Below are 23,394 nucleotides of genomic sequence, written 5' to 3' on the forward strand. Positions count from 1 at the left end.
GTTTCATATTCTTATATTAACATAGAAGATTATGTCTGACTATATATGACTATACTTTAATAGTTTGGATTATATACCGTCCTTTAGTATACTTCTCTGCGTGAGATACTATTCCCCTAAATAAGCCTCCAGTACCTCTGGATTCGTTTGAATTTCTTCTGGCGTTCCGTCAGCGAGATTCGTTCCCTCTGCCAACACCCAGACGTGGTTGCACAGGGACATAATTACATCCATATTGTGTTCGATAATCAAAAACGAGATCCCTTGTTTGTTCCAATTCATTATGTGCTCGCAAATCTGACCGATAAGCGTGGGATTCACCCCTGCTGCGGGTTCGTCCAATAAAATTAGTTTGGGACGGGTCATCAAAGCCCTTGCCATTTCCAGTAGCTTTCGCTGTCCTCCCGATAATGCCCCCGCATAATCTTGCGCTTTAGCCGCCAGTCCGACGGATTCGAGAATTTCCATTGCCCGTTCTTTATTTTCTCTTTCTTCCTGTCTGACTTGTCCTCGTTGAAACCAAAGCTGAATAAAATTCTCTCCAGTTTGTTTTTGAGTTGCCAATAGCATATTTTCTAGCACGGTCAACCGAGAGAGAGCCCGTGCGACTTGGAAGGTGCGAACGCAGCCTTGTAAGGCAATTTGATAGGGTTGTAAATGATGGATGGGTTCGCCATCAAAAATCACTTCTCCCTTATCGGGACGAATAAAATTCGACAGCAGGTTGAATAATGTCGTTTTTCCTGCCCCATTCGGTCCGATCAGTCCCGTAATCGTTCCCTTCTTAACGTAGATTTTAGCCTCATTGACCGCTCTGAGCCCGCCAAAACTTTTGCTTAATCCAGTCGCTGAAAGTATGTTATTGGTAGTTGGTTGTTCTTCATTTGTCATTTGTCAATTTTTCTTGCTTGCCACTAACCACTAACTACTAACTCATTACCGACCCAATGTAAGTTCTTCTTTTTTCCCTAGAATACCTTGTGGTCGCCAAATCATGAGCATCATGAGAATTAAACCAATAATCATTATTCGCAAGCCTCCCAATTGAGCTTCATTAGTAATACCTATTTGAATGCCTATTTGGGGAAGCAGAAAGCGAGTCAGGGTATCGTATGCCCAGAAAATTACTGCTCCTAATAGGGTGCCTGCGTTACTGCCTGCCCCACCTAATACGACGATAATCCAGGCATTAAAAGTCAGTAGCGGTTCAAAATTGGTTGGATAAATGGTGGTCAGCTGCCAAGCAAAAAAGGCACCTGCTATACCAGCGATCGCGCCGCCTAACATAAATGCTTGTAGTTTATACCAAAAGACATTTTTGCCCAAGGCTCTGGGAATTTCTTCGTCTTCTCGGATAGCTTTGAGAATGCGTCCCCAAGGCGATCGCGCTAAAAATTCTAGGGCATGATAAACTAGCGCTAAAACCAGCAGCACCAGTAGCATCAATCCAGCTTTGTAGGTGTAGTTAGAGAGGGCAATGACACCATTAACATAAATAACCAAGATTAAAGCCGTGGCAATAATGCCCCAAATAATGAGACTAACTCGTTTTGTCGGTCTTTTTTCTTTAATTAATTGACTTTCCTGCCACTGCCGCCTTAAACCTCGCCACAGTTGCCATCCGGCAAAGATAGCCAGCAGAGTTAAAATACCAATTAGGAGTAGCTCGCCGATGGGATTAAAGCGAACATTCAATGGCAGAGGATAGCGCTGTACCCCAAAAGACCCTCTAGTCAGCCATTCTTCATTGAGTGCCACCAGGCGCAGCAGTTCTGAGACCCCGATCGTGACGATAGCTAGATAGTCTTCCCGCAATCGTAGCGTAGAAGTACCGATCGCCAGTCCGAGTAAAGCAGCGAGTCCCGCACCAGCGATCGCGGCAATAATTAAAGGGACACCTTGAAGAGTCAACAGCGCAGTGGTATATGCCCCAACGGTCATAAAAGCCACGTGACCGAAGTTAATCAGTCCCGTTAAACCCCATTGCAAATTGAGTCCGAGAGCAAATAGGCTATACAGTCCGGCAGAAGTTACGAGAAAAACGATATAACCACTAGAAGCAGTTAATTGAGATAGGATGTCTCCATTCATTGGGAGCTTGAGAGAAACATTTAGGGTCTCGTGTGGGAGACGCGATCGGATCTTACCGCAGTCGAGTGAATCGTGCGTATCACAATTAACATAATAGTAATCGAATCTGGTAGCTGCCGAGCGCGATCGCCCGAAACCAAATTCTTCTTACAAATGACTCTTGCGATAGGCTTTTGGGGTCATTCCCGTCAGATCGCGAAACCACTTAGCGAGATGGCTATGACTATTAAAACCGCATTGAAAAGTAATATCGGCGTACTTGCCCTTCTTTGCGAAGCGAATTGCGAATGGGGGTGAATCTTCATGCGATCGCACATCCGAACCGAAATCCAGGCTTTCTTAAGCCTCGCAATTCCCTTAGCCAGCGCCCAAGTTGCGCAATCTGCTACGGGTTTCGCAGACACGGTCATGATGGGGAGATTGGGGCAAGAAACCCTAGCGGCGGGCGGAATAGCCTCCCTAACCTATATTACGCTGTTGAATATCGCAAGTGGGATAGTCATGGGAGTCAGTCCTCTCGTAGCTGAGGCTTACGGTGCGGGTCGCAAAATGCGAATCGAGCAGGTTGCGCGACAGGGATTATGGCTCTCGCTAATACTTGCAATTCCCATGATGCTACTCATCGGGCATTGCGATTCCTTGATGAGTCGGCTTGGGCAAGCGGCGACGACCGTTACCCTGGCAAATACCTACTTGGATATTATGCTGTGGGGATTTTTCCCTGCCTTGGGTTTTGCCATGCTCAGAGGCTTTGTTGCCGGACTCTCCTATGCCCGTCCGGTAATGATAATCGTCATTGCGGGAACGATCTTTAATATCGTCGGAAATTATGTCTTGGGATTTGGCAAGTTCGGATTTCCTCGCATGGAGATAGGAGGTTTGGCGCTGGCAAGTATCCTCAGTCTCTGGGGAATGTTTCTGGCGTTGGTCGCCTACATTCTCAGACACAAACGATTGAGGATTTACCGACTCTTTCAGAAATGGCATCGCCTGAAACCCGGCCTTCTTTGGGAATTGCTCTGGATTGGCATACCGATGGGCATATTTGCTGCCTTGGAAACGGGGCTATTTACGACTGTTACCTATCTGATGGGCATTCTAGGAACCGACGTACTGGCAGCGCACCAAATCGTGTTACAAACCATCATTGTCATCTTCATGGTGCCTCTGGGAATGTCGTTTGCTGCCACCGCCCGCGTCGGTCAATGGTTCGGACGGCAAGACCTCAAGGGAGCGCGACGGGCGGGATATGTCGGGATCGGTATTGGGGTAGGGTTTATGATAATAATGTCGATCGCGCTGCTAGCTTTTCCCCGGCAAGCGATCGGGCTATATTTGGATCTTAGCAACCCAGAGAATGCCAACGTAATCCAACTGGCAATGCCCATGCTTGTCGTTGCGGCTTTGGCTCAACTGGTAGATAGCGTGCAAAAGATAGCGATAGGGGCACTGTATGGACTCCAAGATACTCGCGTGCCGACGCTGTTGAGCTTCCTTACCTTCTGGGGAGTTGGGTTGAGCGGCGGCTATGTGTTAGGATTTCACTTCGGTTTGGGCGGGGTTGGACTGTGGATAGGACAGTCCGTCGGCGTGACAGTCGCAGCAGGGGTTTTTGTCTGGCGATTCTGCCAACTTACCTCAAGTACGGATAATTAGCGCAGAAACCGAACTAACTCTTCTAACTTCGACCAAGCGGCACCGCTTTTAAGAATTTCCTTTGCCTTTTCTACGCCTTGACGACGATCTTCAAAGAAAACGACTTCGCCAACTTGAAGCGCAAGCGAGGCATTCAATGCCACTGCATCTCGCTGTGCTTGCGTGCCGCTCCCTTGGAGGACGTTCCGCAGAATCTCTGCATTTTCTTGCACATTTCCCCCTCTTAAAGCCTCAATCGGTGCGGGGGTTAATCCCAAAACTTCGGGTTGCAATTGGCTCAATTCCACTCTGCGATCGCTCAATAACGCTAAATCCGTTACATCGCCCAATCCTGCTTCGTCTAGCTTTTCCCTGCCGTGGAGAATAATGGCTTTGGGCGTTCCCAATTGTTTTAGGGCGTGAGCCATCGGCTCTAAAAATTGCGCGTCGTAGACTCCAATCACTTGTCCGGTGGGGCGTAGGGGATTGACTAACGGTCCGAGGAGATTGAACGCCGTTCGCACTTTCAGCGTCCGTCGCAAGGGAGCAACGCTTTTCATCGCCGGATGCCAGCCGGGAGCATATAAAAAGGTAATTCCCACTTCCGAGAGAGCGGCTTCTACTTTCTCTGATGGTGCGGATAAATTGACTCCCAAATATTCTAAAACGTCAGCCGAGCCTACTTTACTCGATGCGGAGCGATTTCCGTGCTTGGCGACTTTTACCCCAGCCGCAGCCGCAACGAAAGCAACGGCAGTAGAAATATTAAAAGTCGATGCCCCATCTCCTCCCGTGCCACAGGTATCGATGACGGGTTGGGCATGTTGAATCGGAGCTTGCTGCAACGATTGCGCCTGCAAGACTTGCGCCATGCCCGTCAATTCGTCGGCAGAAACGCCCTTAGCTTGGATAGCGGCTAAAATGGCTCCCGATAGCACGGGCGGAATTTCTTCCTTGAGCCAACCTTGCATTAATTGCGCGGCTTGAGTTTGGGAGAGGGATTGTCTGTCGAGTAGTTGTTGCAGTAAGTTAGACCAGTCAGTAGTGGTAGTTTGTGTCATGGGGATTCTCAAGTGCGATCGCATAATTATTGTAAGGTCATCGCAGCCATGCTTGAGTTCGATTGCAAGCCAAGCGCGATCGAACGCTAGCAAAATCTGAGAAATGTTTAAAAAACCCTATAAAATAAGTAACGAAGCGTATCAAAAATAAAAAAAGGGATATAAGGTTTATGACTCCGTCGTTAGCTAATTTTCTCTGGAGCCTCGTCTGGGGGGCTGTCATTGTCGTCATCCCAATCGCAGTTGGACTGATCTTTATCAGTCAGAAGGATAAGATCGACCGTAAAGTCTAGAAAGACTTCCCACTCTATTTTTTAAGAGACAAGGAAGATAAAGAAGATAAGCCAGACCAGGAAAAATTTTTTCCTGTCTTTGTCGAATCTAGTATCTTCTTTGTCTCTTCTTAATCGCTCGGAAAATTTTTGCAAAATGCAAACAACGACAGAATATTTTTGTGCTTTCTGTGGCGAACCTAATTCGACTTTTGTGGATTTAAGTGCCGGAATGCAGCAATCTTATGTAGAAGATTGTCAGGTTTGCTGTCGTCCTAATGTTCTTTACATACAAGTGGATGAGGAGACATTGGAGGTTGAAATTTATACGGATTACGAGGAGTAAAATCTCGCGCAAAGGCGCAAAGAGAGATAGCAAAGCGTTACTTGTATTTGCAAAGTATTGTCGAACCCAATCCTATAGCAGTTAAGCTGAATAAAGCGAATACAGAGCTGGATTCTGGGACGGTAATCGACGATTGTGCCTCGTTGATACTGTAGTTTCTACTTGCTAATACGATGGGGTTTTTATCTTGGAAAAAGCTACCTGGTAATTCCTGAAAAGGAAGTAAAGTTTCGAGATTGTCAAGAAAATTATAGAGTTCAAAATTAACTAAGTTATCCAAATTATCGTCAGCTCTACGAACTACGATATCGTCTAGCTGCGTACTAAATTTAATATCGATTAAGAAGAAGTCAATAACAGTTTGATCGTTAACTTGTCTGACTTGGTTATCACTTCCGAAGATATTCGCCTCTTGAGTAACGGATTGCTTGATATCGGGAAGCCAAGCTGCAATGCGATCGCTTAAAATTTGGCTAATATCAAAACTCGGTAAGGTATAGGTGGTATTCTCCCCCATAGTTACTCTCAATTCGGGATCTAAAAAGAAAACATCGAAGATATTTTGATCGCTAATTTGAGTCACTCGATTATTGTTGCCAGAAAGACGAGCTATTTGACTAATAGATTGGTCGATTTCTAAAATATTTTCGCTGAACTCATTGATAAATTCGAGTATTTCAGAGTTAATAAAATTTTTAATCGGACTTTCGTCTAAGAAACTTCCCGTATCTAAATGAAGATCGAAAAAGAATAGATCGAGACTCGTTTGTTGGCTGAGTTGAGTCACTCTGTTATTTTCGCCAACCACCAAAGCTTTTTGCGTGCTAGTTTGAATCGTTGCCGAGTTAGCTGGAGTCATGAAACAGGTTAATCCAACTACTGTGGCACCTATAAAACCGATTTGACTGACTTGCTTTGGCATTTCCAACCCAATCCAGTTGATGATGAATTCTTTAATTGAAGCGTAAAAGTCTAGCTATAGTATGTCAGTCCCAAATCAAGTGGAAAATAGTAGAACTAAGTAGAAATTAAAAAAAATAAATTAATATAATATAATTCTCTTTAATTCTAGCCCCGTAGAAAAAAAAGGTTGCATTGTGGTTCGGTTTTAGCTAGCCTACTAGGCAAACTAGATTATGCCAACCAAAGAAAATAATAAGGATTGACGTGGAAATTGCTCCTTATCTGGAAGTTTAAACCAGTATGAAGAAACAGCAAATGTCCCTTCGTCAGCAAATTACTCCCCAAGATTGGGAAAAAACTCCAGCCAGCGTCAAAATGTTGGTTAAGGAAATAGTCGGGAATTTAAAGCTATTAGACTTCCAACTCGATGAACTGTCAACCCAAGAGCGATCGCATCAAACCAAATTTCACCAAAAGAGAAAGCTAGTAGTTGTTATTCCCTCGTTTAACGACTGGGAACCTTTGGAGAAACTTTTGTTACTCATAGATGAAATTATTCTAGCTCAGGCGATCGAAATAGAAATTTTAATCGTTGACGACTACTCAACCCAGCCAATTCCAGAATCGCTAACTTGCCAACAGTATCGTCAGATACGAGAGGTTAACGTCCTTCGGCTTCGTCGTAACCTCGGTCATCAGAGAGCTATAGCCATAGGCTTATCTTATCTCTATAACAATATCAATTGCGATTTGGTGGTGGTGATGGATGGAGATGGTGAAGATAGCCCTTTGGCAATAAACCACTTGTTGAGTGTATCCGACGATACAGGAAATAATAAAATTATTTTTGCCAGACGAAGTAAGCGTTCTGAAGGTAACACATTTAAGTTCTTCTATTGGATTTATAAAAATGTTTATCGATTGTTAATAGGCAGAGAAATTAATGTTGGCAACTTTAGCTTATTACCAGCTTCTTTATTAAAAAATGTAGTAGCAATTTCAGAAATTTGGAATCATTACTCATCAGGGATTTATCGCTCTCGACTACCTTATATTGAAGTAGATATTCCCCGCGCAAGGCGACTAGCCGGAAAACCTAAGATGAACTTAGTGTCATTAGTGACACATGGCTTAAGTTCTATTGCTGTGTATGGAGATGTAGTGGGGACAAGAATATTACTATCTATTATTGTTTTGTTAATTCTGTTTTTAATAGTATTATGTTTGGTTTTTCTAGTTAAATTATTGACAGAGTGGGCAATTCCTGGCTGGGCGACTTATGTATCAGGATTGCTGGTTATTTCTTTCTTGCAACTGGTTATATTGGGTACCGTATTCAGCATGATAATTTTATCAACGCGCAATAATTTAGGCTTTATCCCCATGCGCGACTATAAATATTACGTTGAGGAGTTCTTTCAATTAAAATCATGAGTCAGTTTATCTATGTCGGAACCGAGTTAGAACTTTTTGCTCAAGCCAAGAATTGGAAGGACTATTTAAGGGTTTTATTAAGACGATATATAAAAGGTAACGTTTTAGAAGTTGGTGCGGGAATCGGAAGCAACACTCGTTTGCTTTGTCGGTCTCAGTATCAAAAATGGATCTGTTTAGAACCGGATACTCAACTATTTCAGGGTTTAGAAAGTTCTATTAAAGCAAATGGCATCATTGACTGTTTTGCTAGTAACGGAACGATTGATAGTTTGCAAGAGGAGCAATTATTTGATACTATTTTATACCTAGATGTTTTAGAGCATATCAAACGCGATCGCGAAGAAGTCATTAAAGCTTCTCGACATCTAAAACCCGATGGAAATTTAATTATTGTAGCACCGGCTCATCAATGGTTATTTACTCCATTTGATGCTGCAATAGGACATTACCGTCGCTATAATAAACAAACTCTCAAGGCAGTCTTACCAGACGATATAGAAATTATTAAACTTAACTATTTAGATTGTGTTGGCTTGCTAGCGAGTTTGGGAAATAAATTGGTACTCAAACAAAGCCAGCCAACTTTGAAACAAATAAAAGTTTGGGATCGATTTATGGTTCCCATATCTAGAAAGCTAGATCCCATTATAGGCTACAGTTTTGGCAAATCGGTTCTTCTAGTCGGCAGGAAAAAGTTTTGAGGATGAAAGTAGCTAGAAACCTGAAATTCACTTCCAAATATCTTGCAATAATTATACTATTCATACTTATTTCTTTTGCTTTTAGTTCTATCGTTATTCAAGATTTTTCCTATCCTTTAACTGGTTGGGTAGGCATAGGATCTTTCGGTTGGCTTAATTATGACTATGTAGATCTTCAAGAATATACAGGCTACTATTTAGCTAAAAATTTAAGCTTTAATCCTTTTCCTCAACTCGATCTCTTCAATAATCAATCTTTTTATCCCTATGGGACAAATAGTGTCTTTCAACCTTGGTCATTAGAAAAAGATTATTTTTATGCGATTTTATATTCATTTTTTGGTACGGGTTCCTGGTTGCAAATTTATTACTTACTAACGGTATTAATTACTGCCATAGGAACTTTTGCTTTACTGCTTCGAGATTATGGTTTTGCTCGCTCTGCTGGCGTAGGATTTATCGTTTCCTTCGGGAATTTCTACGCGATTAATAAATATCCTCATCATCTGCAATACGCTGTTATTCATTGGATAGTTTTGAGTTTAATCGCTGACTTTCTTATTGTCAAAAGAATTGTTTTAAAACGACATCTATCTCTTAGACTTATTTTAGTAAGAGCCTGCCTGTTATTTTTATCGTTTGGACACGATTTGGGATATATGGCTGGCTTTTCGCTGATGTCTTTTACAGTTTCTCTACTGTTTATTGCAGTCTTAATAAGCTATAGGTATTTAAAAGGAAAACTGAAATTAATTCAAGAAATTCAGAGGGCATTAAAAACTTATAAAAACGATTTTCGATCTTACCCTCGTACCTGCTTAGTTTTATTAATTTTAACGCTTGTAGCTGCTTATTTTTATTTTTCCCTGGCATTTCAGATTGGAAGAGAAGCTAAAAGTTTTGATTTTACTGGCATCTCTTTTGACACTTTTTGGGCTAATCCTCTAAGGTTATTGGTTCCATTTTTTCCTTTTCTTAATCCAGGGATGGGCTATCAACAATTTTTTTCGGATATACCAGAAAGTGTAGGCGACAGTAGTCCTGGTTGGTTTTTAGTCATTCTTGGAACTTTAGGATTGTGGCAAACTCGCAGACAAATTACAATTTTTATTCCTCTACTAATTGTCTTTTTCCTTTGTCTTCTTTATCATCCATTACTGTTTCCGACTCTGAAAATATTTCCTTGGTATGCTTTTAATCGCGTCGGCGGTCGCAGTACTTTTATTTATCCAGTTATACTTGGTATTTTCGCTTTACATATCAACTTTGATTGGCTGCAATTTCGTCAGAGGCAATTACTCGTAGGTTTTCTCGTTTTAGTTGCCTCTATCGAACTGTATACTGCTTACTCCTACAGACTAGATTATAAACCCGCATCGCTCGACCAAAGTTTTTTCGCTTACATGGAATATGTTAAAAAACAGCCAGGAGAAGCGGTTTTAGATTTGTTTTTCTGTATTGCAGGAAGCGGTGCTAGACCTGATATATGCCCATATTATGGCTACAACAGTGGAGTTTTTGCACTGCGAAGGTTTCATGAAAAGAAAGTTATGGGGCAGTATTTTGGTCGCTTATATCCCGGTCAGGTTAAACCCTATCTTGAGGCAGGTTGGGACAAGCTATTCTTTCCAGATAATACACAATCTCGTCAATCGCGCTGCTTTAATGAGGCTGAGTGGTCTTTCTTAACAGATTTTTTCAAGTTTAATGACTTTGCTGGGATTAATTTGTATGTAGAACGATTTCCAGAAAAATGCTTAAATGAATTTTACGATCGCTTGGGAAATCCTGCTAAAGAAACTGTCATTCCTGGAGCAGGAAAGGTACAATTTATTCCTAAATCTTCTGAATTAAGAAAGCAGATAAATTTATCTTTGGGTACTAAAGTTAAGTTGGAAACTTCGACTGAATTTTGAGCGAGAGATTTTTAAAATTTTTGCTAGCTAATACTTGCGATCGCAGTCGATCTTACCCCAGATTAGTAGGGGTAGTTCGCGAACCACCCCTTAGAGATTTAATATAAGATAGCCGAGACATTATCTTGTCTCGATATATATATCTCTGCCATCCTCGTCTTCTTCTACTTCAATGTTGCGATCGCGATCGATGGGCGATCTGCTAAAATCATCATCTTCTTCAACATAAACGCGATCGCCATCTTCATCTTCAAAATAGGTATTGCCATCATCATCTTCTTCAAGATAAACGCGATTGCCATCCTCATCCTTAAAGTAGGTGCCATCCTTATCTTTTCTAAGGGAAACTCTATTGCCATATTTATCTTCAAGGCAGGGATTGCCATCTTCATCTTCTGTAAGATAAACTCTGTCAGCACGAGCGATAAGAACCGTTTTATCTACAGAAGCTATTGATGTAATTTCTTGCGCGATCGCGGGCAAATTTGAACCAAAGCTAAGCAGAAAGATACTGCTGAAAAATAAAAGTCTATTCATCTTTACAATCTCCAAAGATTGAGAGTATTGTTTAAAAATTAGAGCCTTTAGAACTGAAAAATATAGCTCTTCTTGTAGGTTATTTGAGTTAACTGTTGTTGATTAACTTAACCATCTGCTGATGATTTTGGAATATTGCTAGCAATCATAAATGCTGTAACTTAACAGTATTAATGAAGGGATTACATGTCAGTCCCAGATTAAATAGAAATTATTAGTCACTGATGTATTCAACCAAAGCCATAAAGTAGAAAATAGTAGAAATAAATAGAAATTTAATTAATCTTTGTGGCGTAATACCATTTTTCATTCATTAATGACAGAGATAGTCGATCTCCCTCACCCCCAACCCCTCTCCCAAATAGGGAGAGGGGAGAAGAATGTCGATCGCGAAAACCTGAAAATTGGTATAAGATATATTCGATTGGTTATTGTTGGGGCAGGTTTAGCTAATTACTTTTAGATTTTATTGTTATTCTTTTTTGTCAAACCTGCCCCTACCCGTCCGTACAAACTTTATGGATTCCGCGATCGCACACGCACACAGAACTGCTGACTAATTGCGAATTACTAATTGGGATAAGATGTTTCGTTTCGCAATCGCTACGCTCAACATGACGCATTTTATAATTCTGGGACAACCTGTCAGCTAAAAGCTATTTTTTCAAGCGATCGCTTTGGGTGGATGTTGCTTTAACACCTGCTTTAAATATTGACCCGTGTATGAATTAGGATTTTCTGCCACTTCTTCTGGCGTTCCGACTGCAATAATTTCTCCGCCTCTGTCGCCGCCTTCTGGTCCCAAATCGATTACCCAATCCGCACAACGAATGACATCTAAATTGTGTTCGATTACTAGAATAGAATTCCCTTTGTCTACTAAACGTTGCAATACGTTTAATAAATGATGAACATCATAAAAGGATAAACCTGTCGTTGGTTCGTCGATTAAATAAAGGGTTTTTCCTGTAGCGCGACGAGACAATTCTGAGGCTAATTTTACTCGCTGTGCTTCTCCACCAGATAGAGTAGGTGCGGGTTGTCCCAATTTAATATAACCCAATCCGACATCGACTAATGTTTGCAAGCGATTAAAAGCTCTGGGAATGTTTTGAAAGACATCTAAAGCTTCCTCAACTGTCATATCTAAAACATCAGCAATGGATTTTCCTTTATATTTCACTTGCAAAGTTTCTCGGTTATATCTGGCGCCTTTACATACATCGCATTGCACATAAACATCGGGGAGAAAATTCATTTCGATAACATTCACTCCCTGTCCGCTACACGCTTCGCATCGTCCTCCTTTGACATTAAAAGAAAATTGTCCGGGTTTATATCCTCTCGCTTTTGCTTCAATTGTTTCGGCAAAAATATCGCGAATAACATCAAAAACTCCAGTATAAGTTGCCGGATTAGAACGAGGCGTTCTCCCAATCGGAGACTGATCGATAACAATGACTTTATCGATAGCATCAAGTCCTTTAATTTCTCCTAATTGTTTAGGAAAAGGAACTTGACGAGTGAGATGATGTTGTAAGGCAGGATATAAAAGTTCGTTGACTAAGGTAGATTTTCCAGAACCAGAAACCCCGGTAATACTAACTAATTTACCGAGAGGAATTTCTACATTAATATGTTTGAGGTTATTAAGGTGGCAATTTTTGAGAAATAAAGAAAACCCGTTTCCTTCTCTTCTGATTTCGGGAGTTTCTATAACTTTTCTTCCCGATAAATATGCTCCCGTTAAAGAAGCTTCAGTTTGGAGTAAAGTTTTTAAATCTCCCTGACAAACTATTTCTCCTCCATGAATCCCTGCTTTTGGTCCAATATCGACGAGATAATCTGCACTATGAATCGTTTCTTCATCGTGTTCGACAACAATTAAGGTATTGCCCAAATCTCGCAATTTTTTGAGAGTATTTAACAAGCGTCCGTTGTCTCGCTGATGCAATCCAATACTGGGTTCATCTAAGACATAAAGTACTCCCGTTAATCCTGCCCCAATTTGAGTGGCTAAACGAATTCTTTGCGCTTCTCCACCCGAAAGAGTCATGGCAGCACGGTCTAGGGTTAAATAATCTAAACCCACATCGATTAAAAACTGCAATCTCGCTTTAATTTCTCTCAGCGCTAGATCGCCAATAATCGCTTGTCTGGGGGTTAATTGTAAGTGATTAATTCTCTCTAGACATTCTCGAATGGGGACGTTGGTTAAATCGGTAATTCGATATTGTCCTAATCTAACTGAAAGGGCTTCGGGTTTGAGTCTCTTTCCCTGACAAACATTACAGGGTTGATTGACGATATATTTCTCTAATTTTTGTTTGATAATATCCGAACTGGTTTCTTGATAATTGCGATCGAGCATGGCAAGAATGCCAGCAAAATTGCGATAGTATCCCTTGCCTTCTCGAAAGCGGGAATCATCTTCAAAATAGATCGGTTCTTCACTGCCATAAAGAAGGACGTGTTGCTGTTCGGGAGTGAGTAGATTCCAGGGAGTTTGTAGTTCAAATCCATAGGCTCGTCCGATGCTGTAGATTAGAGAAAGGTAATAGGAATTATCTTTATCAGACCAGGGCGCGATCGCGGCGTAAACTGGCTGCGTGGGGTCGGGAATGACTAATTCTGGCGAGAAAGTTCGCAAACTTCCCAATCCGTGACAGTGGGGACAAGCGCCATAGGGAGAGTTAAAAGAAAATAATCGAGGGGATAATTCTTCCATAACTGCCCCATGTTCGGGACAGGCAAAGTTTTCTGAAAAGATAATTTCTTGCGTCTTGGGTTGGGGTTTTTTCCCGTTATTTGATTCTGTTGCTGTCTCTGTAGACGAATCGTTTAACAATTCGATAACGGCAACGCCGCTAGAATTTTTGAGACAGGTTGTCAGAGAGTCGGCTAGACGTTCTTCGATACCAGGTTTTTTAATTAAGCGATCGACAACGATTTCAATATCGTGTTTATGATTTTTATCCAATTCGATCGCATCGGAAAGTTCTCTCACTTCTCCATCAACCCTGACGCGCACGAATCCCTGAGAGGCTAAACTCGATAACAATTGCTTGTGCGTTCCTTTTTTGCCGCGAACGACGGGAGCAAGAATCTGAAAGCGGGTGCGGTCGGGAAGTTCCATGACGCGATCGCTCATTTCATCGATGGTTTGGGGGGCAATATTGCGATCGCAAATCGGACAGTGAGGTTCTCCCGCACGACCAAATAACAGTCTTAGATAATCATAAATCTCCGTGACCGTTCCAACCGTAGAACGCGGGTTATGAGAAGTGGATTTTTGATCGATGGAAATGGCGGGACTTAACCCCTCGATCGCGTCTACATCGGGTTTGTCCAATTGTCCGAGAAACTGACGCGCATAGGCACTAAGAGATTCAACATAGCGTCGCTGTCCCTCGGCAAAAATCGTATCAAACGCCAGAGAAGATTTTCCAGAACCAGAAACTCCCGTAAAGACGATCAGTCGATCGCGGGGAATCTCTAGGTCAATATTCTTGAGATTGTGTTGTCTTGCGCCGCGGATTCGGATAGTGTTTTGATTTCGATTTGCTTGGGACTGAGCCATGATTGTAATGAATTTCCTGGCTAATAAAGGAGACCCGATAGGAATTTCAGTCTATTTTAATAGAGTTGAGCTTTTGCCAAAGGTGCGAGTCTCAGCTCGCGAACCAATAACTGAGCCAGCATATACTATTTTGCAGGATTTTTTTCTGCCGATCGGCAAATTTCAAGACCCGATCGACGCGATCGCAAAACCTAACAAAAACCCGGCAATGGTGGAATAAGAAACCGAACTGCCGCCTAACTCGAAGGCTTCAGGCATCATGGTACTAGCCAGCATCGCTAGAATTGCACCACCTGCAATGGCTTCTGCAATTGCGACGAAGAAATCGGAGATGCTATTTTCTAAAAAATACCCCGCGATCGCAACAAATCCACTCAAAATAACTACCCCGATCCAGAGAGCAAGAATTTGATGCTTAGAAGTTCCTGCTTGGCGCATTCCCGCCGCACTCGATAAAGCTTCGGGAAAATTAGAAATAAACACCGCCAGCAGAAACGACCAGCCGATTTGACTGTTTCCGGCATTCATACCAATCGCAATCGCTTCGGGGATATTATCCAATAATGAACCAATGAGAATGGCTATAGGGGCAGAACGCTTGACCAATCCTGCGATAGTCGTGGGATCTTCTCGCAGCAAGCGATCGAGTTCTACCTGTTCCATCAATTGTTGTCGCCAACGCTCTAAATGGCGTTCTGCTGCGACTTGTGACTCGTTTGAGATGCGCAAGCGACGCGCCAAAGTACGACTTAGTGCCCAAGCGAGATGAGGAGAGCGCGTTAAAACTCGACCGAAATTTTCCTGATTTAATTGATATAATTTCATTGGCGTACGAGCCACTACAGTAGCCGATCGCGGTTCCCCAGTTAGCAGCGACATCTCTCCAAAAATTTCCCCCTCGCCCAAAGTTGTCAGAACCGAGCGTCCCTTACGAACTTCTGCTTCTCCCGATACAATCATGTAGAAGTAATCTCCCGGATCTCCCTCTCGGCATAATATATCTCCGGGTTGAGCGTAGGTAGGGTTCAAAAGAGCCGCCAGAGCTTCTTTTTCTGATTCAGGCAAGTGCTGCATCACCTCGACGCGAGCAATTCGTTTCAAAACATCCGTTTCTTCTGCCTGATGTTCCAACAAGTAGCGACGACTCGAAGCGGGTTTTCGCAAAAATCCCCCATGCTCGTCGATGTATTGACTTAGACTGGTAAATAAGATCCCGCCGATCGCAAACCCGATCGCGAGGGGGAGAAAGCCATTCTCTCGGTACACTTTCGGCGTAATTTCAAACGCGATCGCAGAAATCAAAGTTCCACTGCCAAACGCCATAATCGCAGCAGAAAACGCTTGCTTGGGTTGCCAACTAACGCCAACGCAAGCTCCGATTGCTAAACTGGAAGCACCTAATACGCCTTGTAAGAATGCAGCGATCGCCATAAGATGACTGGAGTGGGTGTAAATTTCTCGCACTCATGTTCATAACAAAAGGATATCTCAAACAATGATGGCAAATGAATCTCCTATACCCGTCGTCGTCAACGGTGCGGCAGGCAAAATGGGTCGCGAGGTTATCAAAGCCGTTGCTAATGCCGAGGATATGATATTAGTCGGGGCAGTAGACCGCAATCCCGACTATCGGGGGCAAGATGTGGGGAAAGTCGCAGGGTGCGGCGAGTTAGAAGTGCCAATCGTTGATGACTTACAGAGTGTCTTAGTACTTGCCACCCAGGAAAAAGTCCAAGGAGTAATGGTAGATTTTACCCATCCCGATGGCGTTTATGATAACGTACGCAGCGCGATCGCCTATGGAATTCGTCCCGTCGTAGGAACTACCGGACTCACGCCAGAGCAAATTCAGGATCTCGCGGATTTTGCTGAAAAAGCCAGCACGGGTTGCTTAATTATCCCCAATTTCTGTATTGGCGTAGTTTTACTGCAACAAGCTGCCATCCAAGCTTCTCAATACTTCGACCATGTAGAAATCATCGAACTGCACCACAATCAAAAAGCAGATGCCCCCAGCGGAACCGCGATTAAAACCGCCGAAATGCTCTCTGAGTTGGGCAAAACTTACAATCCTACTTCAGTTAAAGAAACCGAAACGATTACAGGTGCAAGAGGCGGATTAACTGGAGAAAACATTCGCATCCACAGCGTTCGCCTTCCCGGCTTGATTGCCCATCAGGAAGTCATTTTTGGTGCCCCCGGTCAAATTTATACTCTGCGCCACGATACCATGGATCGAGCTTGCTATATGCCTGGAGTTCTCCTCGCCATCCGCAAAGTCACTCAACTCAAATCCCTAGTCTATGGCTTAGAAAAGATTTTGTAGTCAAAAACTCTGCTTCATAAGAAAGAAAAACGTAAAATGCCATGTAGCCAATATCATTCTGAGTGAAGCGTTAGGGCAACGAAGAATCTTCAAAGTAACTAATCTTAAATCCGTTTAATTAACCATAAAGCGCAGTGCACTTATCGTAGCGTGCGCGTAAGCGCATACATCTCGCTTGCTTTTCATGGCTGCTCGAACGCGAGCTTCTAGCTCGCACTACTGGTTATTGTCTTTGTTTGTTCAACCAATTTGATATAACTACGGCCAATATCATTCTGAGTGAAGCGCAGCGAAGAATGACATGTCGGACAAAGGTTAGAAGCATCTTATCTTTGTTAAGGTTGGAAAAGCTTATATCTAACGGATATGCTGGAAATAGCCTGCCTTATCTTTGTAACCGAGTCTGGAAAAGACAAAATTCATGTTAGTACCCCTTACTCGTCAAACCTTTGAAGAAATTATTCCTTTAATTGCTACAGGACCTCAGTATGCCTATTACTGGGGCAAGCCATCGGATTTTATTAGGCGGCTATTGATTTCTATGGTTGCTTTGACGACATTTTGGTTATTGGGAAAACTTTTTGGCGAGGGATGGCTTGCGATTAAACTGATCTTGGATATCATTGCCGGTTTGTATTGGTTGTGGAGTCCGGTTTATTGGGCAAGCGTGCGCAACAATTCTTACCGTCGCTTTCCCTATAGCGGTTTTTGGCGAGGTCAGGTACTAGATGTATACATTACTGAAGAACTCATTGGCGAGGAAGAAACAGTTAACAAACGGGGCGAGTTAGTTATTATCGAAAATAAGGAGAAACGAATTAACCTAGAAGTAGGAGATAAGGAGGGATTTCGCGCTACCGTACAAGCGCCTTTGCGTCGCATTCATAAAGGAATTATCCCCGGTCAAATTGCTGAGATGTTGGTTTTATCAAAGCAACCCGATTTATATAGGATTGACAAGATTACTGATGTCTATCTTCCCAGAAACGATCTTTGGATAGGCGAATATCCTTATTTACGGCGGGATGTGTTTCTACAAGTCAGTCGCGAGTTAGGTGGTTCTAGCGAAGATGCTCCGCCTTCTCGCCGTAGGGCTAGTTCTGTCAAGCGTCGTAGGCGTTAGAATCAGACGAGCAAGCTTTTTTTAGTTAATAAAATTTAGGCTATTTCTCATTATTTATTTTTTTTTACCGAACAACGATCGATCGTTTCCTGATAGAATACTTGTTTTTCGCGATCGCTGACTGTTATTTCTATTCTGACTTTAGAACATCCATGTGGCGATCTTAGAGCGATCGCTTCTAGAAGATTGCTAGCCGCCTTCAGCGAGACAAATTCACCCCTAACCGTGTAACCCGAATCGGGAGCAGGCAGTTGTTTGAGATCGACTCCGGTAACCTCTCCATGTCCGAGATCGATTTGTGCAAGTTGTTTATTTTCATTTTCAGCTCCAATTTGTTCGACAATTAATTTTTCCCATCGAACTGGAACTTGCACGAAACGAGTTTCGATTTGTTTGCGAATGACTACTTCACCAACTTTTCGTTTGTTGCGATTAACCAGTAATTTCTCCTCCAATAAGGAAACCGATAAGTCTTCTGTTGCCTCTTGTTTTTTATCGAAGCGATCGTTTGCCATAGGGGTTTGTTCAACTTCACTCATTTCAGTACTTCCTCAGCAACTACAGTTTTAAGCCAATTCCCGATCGCAGATTTCCTAGTAATATTAATTCCCTCTTTTCTGGCGAACTTTGGACGATTTTAGAGAACTCCGCCATCGTAAGGCGGAGCTTTCTTCTACTTAGTAAAAGTGCGTAGAACCTTAATCTTTTAGATGCGATCGCGACGGTTTTCGCTATCCGAGCGAATAATTGGGTTTCCGTCAGCATCAACTTCCAGTTCTTCGCGACGCACTGTATCTTGCATTTCTACCGTTTCGCGATCGGTTTCTTTTCTGATGTTGACTTCTTCGCGGACATAGGCTTGTTTTTGCACGTCGGCTGTTTCTTCATAGACTTCCATCCGAGCAACTTCGCCTTCTTTGAAAGCAGTGGCATCGGGAGTTACTGGAGTTGTACTCATGGGTTCTTTGCGCTCGATAACGACACGCTCTTTTTCTACCGGAACAGAAACCCGTGCGGTATCGGTTTCTACCCGCTTGCCAACTGTTACCGTACCAGTATTGAAACGGTGTTTATTGGCAATCAAACGCTCCTCATACAGCTTAAGCTGCTGATGATTTTGTTCGTTTATATCGTAGAGAGCGGCATCGCGATCGTAAGACGAGGCAGTAGTTCCGGCAACGCCAGCAGTTGGTCTTCTGTAGGAATGTCTGACCCTTTCTTCGTAGTCGTAGTCAACGGTCATATCATCGTTATATTCGGGCAAGTTTTGTGCTTGCTCTTTAGTAAAACCTGCTGCATAGATACGATTGCGATCGCGATCGATTCTCGCCCTGCCAATCGGTAGCAAGATCTTCTTGCCAATGCCCAAGAAGCCTGTATTAACTACAAAGTAACGAAAATTACCCGTTCCATCGACAAGAATATCGTAAACGGCACCAACTCGTTCATCTGTGTCGCTGTAGACTGAATAGCCTTTGATATCGTCGTCGCCAAAGATGTCTTCTTTATAGTTTGGGTAGAGATCGCCAATCTTGTACAGATGATTATTTCCCGTTCTGTTACCGAACCGGAAGCGATCTTTGAAAGACATCAGACGATTTTGGTACTGTCCGAACCGTCCGTGTTCGCGATCGCTCATTTGATACAATTCGGGATCGCGATCGTAACTGTAGCTGCTGCGATCGTAAGCTGGGGCAGCAGTTCCGGCAACGCCAGCAGTTGGTCTTCTGTAGGAATGTCTGACCCTTTCTTCGTAGTCGTAGTCAACGGTCATATTGTCGTTATATTCGGGCAAGTTTTCTGCCTGCTCTTTAGTAAAGCCTGATGCATAAACTCGCTCGCGACTGTAGTCGATCTTGGCTGAACCTACAGGAAGTAAAACTTTTTTTCCTAAGCCCAAAAAACCCGTGTTTATGACTAAATAACGGAATCGTCCTCCTTCATCGACGAGGAGATCCTGAACCGAACCAATTTTTTTGTCGTTGTCGCTGTAAACTGAAAAATTCTTGATATCATCGCCGCCAAAAATATCCTCTTTATAGCTAGGATATAGATCGCCAATTTTTCTTAATGCCATGGAATTTTCTCCCCGAATTCTTCTTATTTTTTCTGCAAGGTTGATATTTCTAACTTAGCGATCGCAGGAATTTTCTTCATCTAACTAATGAAATAGATTAACAATTGAACTCGATCTAACTCATTAGATAGATTTTGAGCAAATTGGGTCGCTAAAAAAACTGATTTTATCTTTAGATAGAAAGGTTGATAGAGGGGGTTACTCCGTAAGGCAGAAGCAGAATAAGTAGCCAGAAAATAAATGCTCGGACTGAGAGATTAAAGTCCGTCTTATCGAACTTGAAATCTGGTTTCCCAGAAATTTATTCTTGGTGCGATTGAGTAGTCAGGATAAAATCCTTTACCTACTGTTATCACTGGAGGAAGATATGAAAAGTAGTCGGCGATCGCTAAGTTAAAAATATTAATTTCCAATTCCCTATTTTTTAAATTTTAAAAATTAATTTTGATTAATATAGAGGAAATAAATTTTACGGGGGATAATCGTCTTAAATATTCCGGTAATCTCATTGAAGCTTTTTCAAAAGAAACTTTAAATTGTAAAGATTTTGAACCAAAATCTAACCGATCCCGAAGGAATAAATCTACATTAAGGTAGAGGATAAATTGATGAACTCGCTTTAGAATAAAAAGCATTGCTGATGTCGAGTCGATCGATCGGAAATTGAGAACATGACTAACGCCAACATAGAGTTATTAGATTCCTTAGAAGCCAGTTCCCATGCAATAACAGATGTTCTCAAAATCTTGTCAGTCGATCGCGATCGCGGACTGCCAGCATCCGAAGTCGAGAGAAGACGACAGCAATATGGTTGGAATCGCTTGCAACAGCTAAAGCGCCGCAGTAACTGGCAGATTGCGATCGAGCAGTTTAAAAGCCCGATCGTCGCCTTGCTAGCAGTAGCGGCAATTCTCTCATTTTCTTTTCAAGAGTGGGTTGAGGGAATTGCGATTTTGATTGCCATCCTCCTCAATGCTGGTATTGGGTTTGTCACAGAAGTCAAAGCTGTCAATTCGATGGAGTCTTTGCAGAAACTCAGTCGCACTCACGCCAAAGTGCGTAGGGATGGCAGAGTACAGGAAATCCCCTCTGAGGAAATAGTTCCTGGAGACATCGTTGTTTTTGAAGGCGGCGATTTAGTTCCTGCCGATCTGCGCATCCTAGAAGCTTCTAAATTACAAGCCGATGAATCTGCACTGACGGGCGAATCGGTTCCGGTCAGTAAAACCGCAGACACCTTAGAGAGAGATTTACCCTTAGCAGAACGCACCAATATGTTGTTCAAGGGGACGGCAATTACTAGAGGGACTGGAGAAGGGATAGTTGTAGCAACGGGAATGAACACGGAATTGGGACATATCTCTTCCCTAACAGCCTCGGCAAAAGAAGAAGTCACCCCCTTAGAAAAACGACTGGATAAACTGGGTCAAAACCTGATTTGGGTAACTGCAATTATTGTAGTGTTGGTCGCGATCGCGGGGATCCTCGGCGGCAAAGATTTGTATTTAATGATAGTAACGGCAGTCGCCCTGGCAGTAGGGGCCGTTCCAGAAGGACTGCCAATTGTGGCTACCGTAGCTTTGGCGCGGGGAATGTGGCGCATGGCGAAGCGCAACGCCCTAATCAATCGCCTCTCGGCAGTGGAAACGTTGGGAGCGACGAGCATCATTTGCACCGATAAAACGGGTACTCTCACCGAAAACCGCATGACTGTCACCCAGATTGTCCTCGAATCGGGGGAAGTACAGGTCACAGGAGAAGCCCTTGAAGCGAAGGGAGAGTTTACCCGCCAAGGCAGGAAAATCGATCCGTTACAAGAGAAGATCTTGCGTTCGGCTTTAGAAGTAGGCGTTCTGTGCAATAACGCTCACTTACCCGAAAGCAGCAACGACAATGCGATCGGCGATCCGATGGAAGTGGCGCTGTTAGTCGCTGGGGCAAAAGCCGGAATTCATAAAGAGGAACTGCTCAGAGAGTTTCCCGAAGTGCGCGAGGTGGCATTTGAGTCGGAGACGAAAATGATGGCGACCATTCACAAAGCTGGAGATGGTTATCGCTTTGCCGTCAAAGGTGCCTCGGAGTCCGTCCTTCCCGCCTGCACCCACAAGCTAACGCCAGAGGGATCCCAACCGATGAGCCAACAAGACCGCGACTACTGGCAAGAACGAGGCGATCGCATGGCGCGAGATGGGTTGCGGATTCTGGCTTTGGCAGAGAAAACCGTCGATAATCCCGATGCCCCTGCTTACGAGCAACTGACATTCCTCGGCATTTTGGGACTCTTAGATCCCCCGCGACAGGATGCCAAAGCTGCGATTCAAGAATGTCAGCAAGCGGGAATTCGAGTAATTATGCTAACGGGAGACCAACCGATCACCGCTCGACAGATTGGATTAGCGGTAGGTTTGACCAGCGAGCAAGAAGCAGAAGCGAGACTGGGCAAAGAATTGAAAAATCCAGACGAGTTATCCGACCAAGAAAAACTTCAACTTCGACAAGTTCCGATTTTTGCCCGCGTCAGTCCCGAACAAAAGCTTAACTTGATTGCCATTCACCAACAAGCAGGTGCGGTAGTTGCCATGACGGGGGATGGGGTCAACGATGCCCCAGCTTTGAAAAAAGCAGACATCGGCATTGCCATGGGCAAGCGAGGCACGCAAGTAGCCCGCGAAGCAGCAGATATGGTGCTTCAGGACGATGCTTTCCCTACCATCGTCGCCGCGATCGAACAGGGACGGGCGATCTTTGCCAACATCCGCAAGTTTACTCTCTATTTACTTTCTGGCAATACCGGACAAATTATCGCCGTAGCCGTAGCTTCTATCGCTAACCTGCCTTTACCTTTATTTCCCTTGCAAATTCTTTTTATCAATGCGGTTAACGATGTTTTCCCTGCCCTAGCCTTGGGAGTTGGAGAGGGCAATCTCCAACAAATGAAGCATCCCCCTCGCCCCAGTCACGAGCCGATTTTAACTCGCCGTCACTGGGGCGCGATCGCGGGTTACGGAATTATTATCGCCGCTACCATTCTCGGCGTGTTTATTCTCTCTCTTAGGGTGTTGGCATTAGAAGAACGCAGGGCGGTTACGATTTCCTTCCTTACCCTAGCTTTTACAAGACTTTGGCACGTCTTCAATATGCGCGATAGCGACTCTCGCTTGTTCCGCAATGAGGTAACTCAAAATCGCTTTATTTGGTTAGCGCTATTGATTTGTACGGGGCTGATTCTCATAGCTGTCTACGTTCCCTTCCTAGCGCAAGTACTATTAATTGTCCCTCCCAGTTTAGAACAATGGGGCTTAATTTTGGGAATGAGTACAATTCCATTGCTAATTATTCAAATCTGGAAACTTTTTAAGAATAGAAATTCTAGAAGAATCGCGGTTTGA

The 23,394-nt window shown here is 43.3% G+C and carries 19 protein-coding genes and 1 pseudogene; 10 read left to right on the forward strand and 10 right to left on the reverse strand.

Features of this window, described 5'->3' with window-relative positions:
* Nucleotides 1-108 precede the first annotated feature (108 nt).
* The 3 genes and pseudogenes from NIES593_RS20580 to NIES593_RS25685 all read right to left on the reverse strand — a co-directional run.
* A complete protein-coding gene (locus NIES593_RS20580) occupies nt 109-891 on the reverse strand; it encodes an ABC transporter ATP-binding protein (protein ID WP_073601368.1) in 783 nt (260 codons plus the stop codon).
* Between the two features lie 45 nt (nt 892-936).
* The gene (locus NIES593_RS20585; RefSeq protein WP_073601369.1) at nt 937-2,091 is read right to left on the reverse strand and encodes a branched-chain amino acid ABC transporter permease; all 1,155 of its coding nucleotides are present in this window, start codon (nt 2,089-2,091) and stop codon (nt 937-939) included.
* A gap of 147 nt (nt 2,092-2,238) precedes the next feature.
* Nucleotides 2,239-2,343, reverse strand: a pseudogene (locus tag NIES593_RS25685) (helix-turn-helix domain-containing protein); the annotation flags it as partial.
* A gap of 51 nt (nt 2,344-2,394) precedes the next feature.
* Here NIES593_RS25685 and NIES593_RS20595 point away from each other — a divergent pair.
* Nucleotides 2,395-3,747 carry an MATE family efflux transporter gene (locus NIES593_RS20595; RefSeq protein ID WP_073601370.1) on the forward strand — a complete coding sequence of 451 codons (1,353 nt, stop codon included), beginning with the start codon at nt 2,395-2,397 and terminating at the stop codon, nt 3,745-3,747.
* Here NIES593_RS20595 and trpD read toward each other — a convergent pair.
* Nucleotides 3,744-4,787, reverse strand: coding sequence for an anthranilate phosphoribosyltransferase (trpD, locus tag NIES593_RS20600; protein WP_073601371.1), 1,044 nt, complete (start codon nt 4,785-4,787; stop codon nt 3,744-3,746). The two genes, NIES593_RS20595 and trpD, sit on opposite strands and share 4 nt — an antisense overlap.
* Nucleotides 4,788-4,957: 170 nt before the next feature.
* Here trpD and psbX point away from each other — a divergent pair, with 170 nt between their 5' ends.
* On the forward strand, nt 4,958-5,080 hold the full coding sequence (gene psbX / locus NIES593_RS20605; RefSeq protein ID WP_073601372.1) for a photosystem II reaction center X protein: 123 nt from the start codon (nt 4,958-4,960) through the stop codon (nt 5,078-5,080).
* A gap of 136 nt (nt 5,081-5,216) precedes the next feature.
* Complete coding sequence (locus NIES593_RS20610; protein WP_073601373.1) at nt 5,217-5,405, forward strand: CPXCG motif-containing cysteine-rich protein; 189 nt, start codon at nt 5,217-5,219, stop codon at nt 5,403-5,405.
* A gap of 37 nt (nt 5,406-5,442) precedes the next feature.
* Here NIES593_RS20610 and NIES593_RS20615 read toward each other — a convergent pair whose 3' ends face one another.
* Complete coding sequence (locus NIES593_RS20615) at nt 5,443-6,327, reverse strand: hypothetical protein (protein WP_073601374.1); 885 nt, start codon at nt 6,325-6,327, stop codon at nt 5,443-5,445.
* 281 nt (nt 6,328-6,608) lie between these two features.
* Here NIES593_RS20615 and NIES593_RS20620 point away from each other — a divergent pair, with 281 nt between their 5' ends.
* Genes NIES593_RS20620 through NIES593_RS20630 form a run of 3 tightly spaced genes read left to right on the forward strand, consistent with a single transcriptional unit; the run spans nt 6,609 to nt 10,362 of the window.
* Nucleotides 6,609-7,742: a glycosyltransferase gene (locus NIES593_RS20620; protein WP_083602505.1), complete on the forward strand. Its 1,134-nt coding sequence runs from the start codon at nt 6,609-6,611 to the stop codon at nt 7,740-7,742.
* A complete protein-coding gene (locus tag NIES593_RS20625; RefSeq protein WP_073601375.1) occupies nt 7,739-8,446 on the forward strand; it encodes a class I SAM-dependent methyltransferase in 708 nt (235 codons plus the stop codon). The genes NIES593_RS20620 and NIES593_RS20625 overlap by 4 nt, the downstream gene beginning before the upstream one ends.
* A gap of 2 nt (nt 8,447-8,448) precedes the next feature.
* Complete coding sequence (locus NIES593_RS20630; RefSeq protein ID WP_073601376.1) at nt 8,449-10,362, forward strand: hypothetical protein; 1,914 nt, start codon at nt 8,449-8,451, stop codon at nt 10,360-10,362.
* A gap of 120 nt (nt 10,363-10,482) precedes the next feature.
* Here the strand turns inward: NIES593_RS20630 and NIES593_RS20635 are convergent, their stop codons facing one another.
* Nucleotides 10,483-10,899 carry a hypothetical protein gene (locus NIES593_RS20635; RefSeq protein WP_073601377.1) on the reverse strand — a complete coding sequence of 139 codons (417 nt, stop codon included), beginning with the start codon at nt 10,897-10,899 and terminating at the stop codon, nt 10,483-10,485.
* A gap of 316 nt (nt 10,900-11,215) precedes the next feature.
* Between NIES593_RS20635 and NIES593_RS24375 the strand changes: the two genes are divergently transcribed.
* Entirely contained in the window at nt 11,216-11,362 is a 147-nt protein-coding gene (locus tag NIES593_RS24375) for a hypothetical protein (RefSeq protein WP_175561193.1), read from the forward strand.
* A 201-nt stretch (nt 11,363-11,563) separates the two neighbouring features.
* Here NIES593_RS24375 and uvrA read toward each other — a convergent pair whose 3' ends face one another.
* Together uvrA and NIES593_RS20645 are read right to left on the reverse strand one after the other, a co-directional pair.
* Nucleotides 11,564-14,479 (reverse strand): excinuclease ABC subunit UvrA, encoded by a 2,916-nt coding sequence (gene uvrA, locus NIES593_RS20640; protein WP_073601378.1) that lies wholly within the window; start codon nt 14,477-14,479, stop codon nt 11,564-11,566.
* A gap of 162 nt (nt 14,480-14,641) precedes the next feature.
* On the reverse strand, nt 14,642-15,910 hold the full coding sequence (locus tag NIES593_RS20645; protein WP_073601379.1) for a cyclic nucleotide-binding domain-containing protein: 1,269 nt from the start codon (nt 15,908-15,910) through the stop codon (nt 14,642-14,644).
* Nucleotides 15,911-15,977: 67 nt separating this feature from the next.
* Between NIES593_RS20645 and dapB the strand changes: the two genes are divergently transcribed.
* Both dapB and NIES593_RS20655 read left to right on the forward strand, forming a co-directional pair.
* Entirely contained in the window at nt 15,978-16,805 is an 828-nt protein-coding gene (gene dapB, locus NIES593_RS20650; protein ID WP_073601380.1) for a 4-hydroxy-tetrahydrodipicolinate reductase, read from the forward strand.
* A 421-nt stretch (nt 16,806-17,226) separates the two neighbouring features.
* Nucleotides 17,227-17,928, forward strand: a complete 702-nt coding sequence (locus tag NIES593_RS20655) for a phosphate ABC transporter permease (RefSeq protein ID WP_073601381.1) — start codon at nt 17,227-17,229, stop codon at nt 17,926-17,928.
* 50 nt (nt 17,929-17,978) lie between these two features.
* Here NIES593_RS20655 and NIES593_RS20660 read toward each other — a convergent pair whose 3' ends face one another.
* Nucleotides 17,979-18,467, reverse strand: coding sequence for a DUF2382 domain-containing protein (locus NIES593_RS20660; RefSeq protein WP_073601382.1), 489 nt, complete (start codon nt 18,465-18,467; stop codon nt 17,979-17,981).
* A 167-nt stretch (nt 18,468-18,634) separates the two neighbouring features.
* Nucleotides 18,635-20,005, reverse strand: a complete 1,371-nt coding sequence (locus tag NIES593_RS20665) for a DUF2382 domain-containing protein (protein WP_073601383.1) — start codon at nt 20,003-20,005, stop codon at nt 18,635-18,637.
* A gap of 671 nt (nt 20,006-20,676) precedes the next feature.
* Between NIES593_RS20665 and NIES593_RS20675 the strand changes: the two genes are divergently transcribed.
* Nucleotides 20,677-23,394, forward strand: coding sequence for a cation-translocating P-type ATPase (locus NIES593_RS20675; RefSeq protein ID WP_073601385.1), 2,718 nt, complete (start codon nt 20,677-20,679; stop codon nt 23,392-23,394).

This window comes from Hydrococcus rivularis NIES-593, from assembly GCF_001904635.1.
GTDB lineage: Bacteria > Cyanobacteriota > Cyanobacteriia > Cyanobacteriales > Microcystaceae > Hydrococcus > Hydrococcus rivularis.

What these genes read in the sequence shown, in the direction of transcription:
- NIES593_RS20580 (WP_073601368.1), bottom strand. Translation starts at nt 891, where the DNA reads ATGACAAATGAAGAACAACCAACTACCAATAACATACTTTCAGCGACT.
- NIES593_RS20585 (WP_073601369.1), bottom strand. Translation starts at nt 2,091, where the DNA reads ATGAATGGAGACATCCTATCTCAATTAACTGCTTCTAGTGGTTATATC.
- uvrA (WP_073601378.1), bottom strand. Translation starts at nt 14,479, where the DNA reads ATGGCTCAGTCCCAAGCAAATCGAAATCAAAACACTATCCGAATCCGC.
- dapB (WP_073601380.1), top strand. Translation starts at nt 15,978, where the DNA reads ATGGCAAATGAATCTCCTATACCCGTCGTCGTCAACGGTGCGGCAGGC.
- NIES593_RS20655 (WP_073601381.1), top strand. Translation starts at nt 17,227, where the DNA reads ATGTTAGTACCCCTTACTCGTCAAACCTTTGAAGAAATTATTCCTTTA.
- NIES593_RS20675 (WP_073601385.1), top strand. Translation starts at nt 20,677, where the DNA reads ATGACTAACGCCAACATAGAGTTATTAGATTCCTTAGAAGCCAGTTCC.
- NIES593_RS20625 (WP_073601375.1), top strand. Translation starts at nt 7,739, where the DNA reads ATGAGTCAGTTTATCTATGTCGGAACCGAGTTAGAACTTTTTGCTCAA.
- NIES593_RS20665 (WP_073601383.1), bottom strand. Translation starts at nt 20,005, where the DNA reads ATGGCATTAAGAAAAATTGGCGATCTATATCCTAGCTATAAAGAGGAT.
- NIES593_RS20660 (WP_073601382.1), bottom strand. Translation starts at nt 18,467, where the DNA reads ATGAGTGAAGTTGAACAAACCCCTATGGCAAACGATCGCTTCGATAAA.
- NIES593_RS20615 (WP_073601374.1), bottom strand. Translation starts at nt 6,327, where the DNA reads ATGCCAAAGCAAGTCAGTCAAATCGGTTTTATAGGTGCCACAGTAGTT.
- NIES593_RS24375 (WP_175561193.1), top strand. Translation starts at nt 11,216, where the DNA reads ATGACAGAGATAGTCGATCTCCCTCACCCCCAACCCCTCTCCCAAATA.
- NIES593_RS20635 (WP_073601377.1), bottom strand. Translation starts at nt 10,899, where the DNA reads ATGAATAGACTTTTATTTTTCAGCAGTATCTTTCTGCTTAGCTTTGGT.
- NIES593_RS20630 (WP_073601376.1), top strand. Translation starts at nt 8,449, where the DNA reads ATGAAAGTAGCTAGAAACCTGAAATTCACTTCCAAATATCTTGCAATA.
- NIES593_RS20610 (WP_073601373.1), top strand. Translation starts at nt 5,217, where the DNA reads ATGCAAACAACGACAGAATATTTTTGTGCTTTCTGTGGCGAACCTAAT.
- NIES593_RS20595 (WP_073601370.1), top strand. Translation starts at nt 2,395, where the DNA reads ATGCGATCGCACATCCGAACCGAAATCCAGGCTTTCTTAAGCCTCGCA.
- trpD (WP_073601371.1), bottom strand. Translation starts at nt 4,787, where the DNA reads ATGACACAAACTACCACTACTGACTGGTCTAACTTACTGCAACAACTA.
- NIES593_RS20620 (WP_083602505.1), top strand. Translation starts at nt 6,609, where the DNA reads ATGAAGAAACAGCAAATGTCCCTTCGTCAGCAAATTACTCCCCAAGAT.
- NIES593_RS20645 (WP_073601379.1), bottom strand. Translation starts at nt 15,910, where the DNA reads ATGGCGATCGCTGCATTCTTACAAGGCGTATTAGGTGCTTCCAGTTTA.
- psbX (WP_073601372.1), top strand. Translation starts at nt 4,958, where the DNA reads ATGACTCCGTCGTTAGCTAATTTTCTCTGGAGCCTCGTCTGGGGGGCT.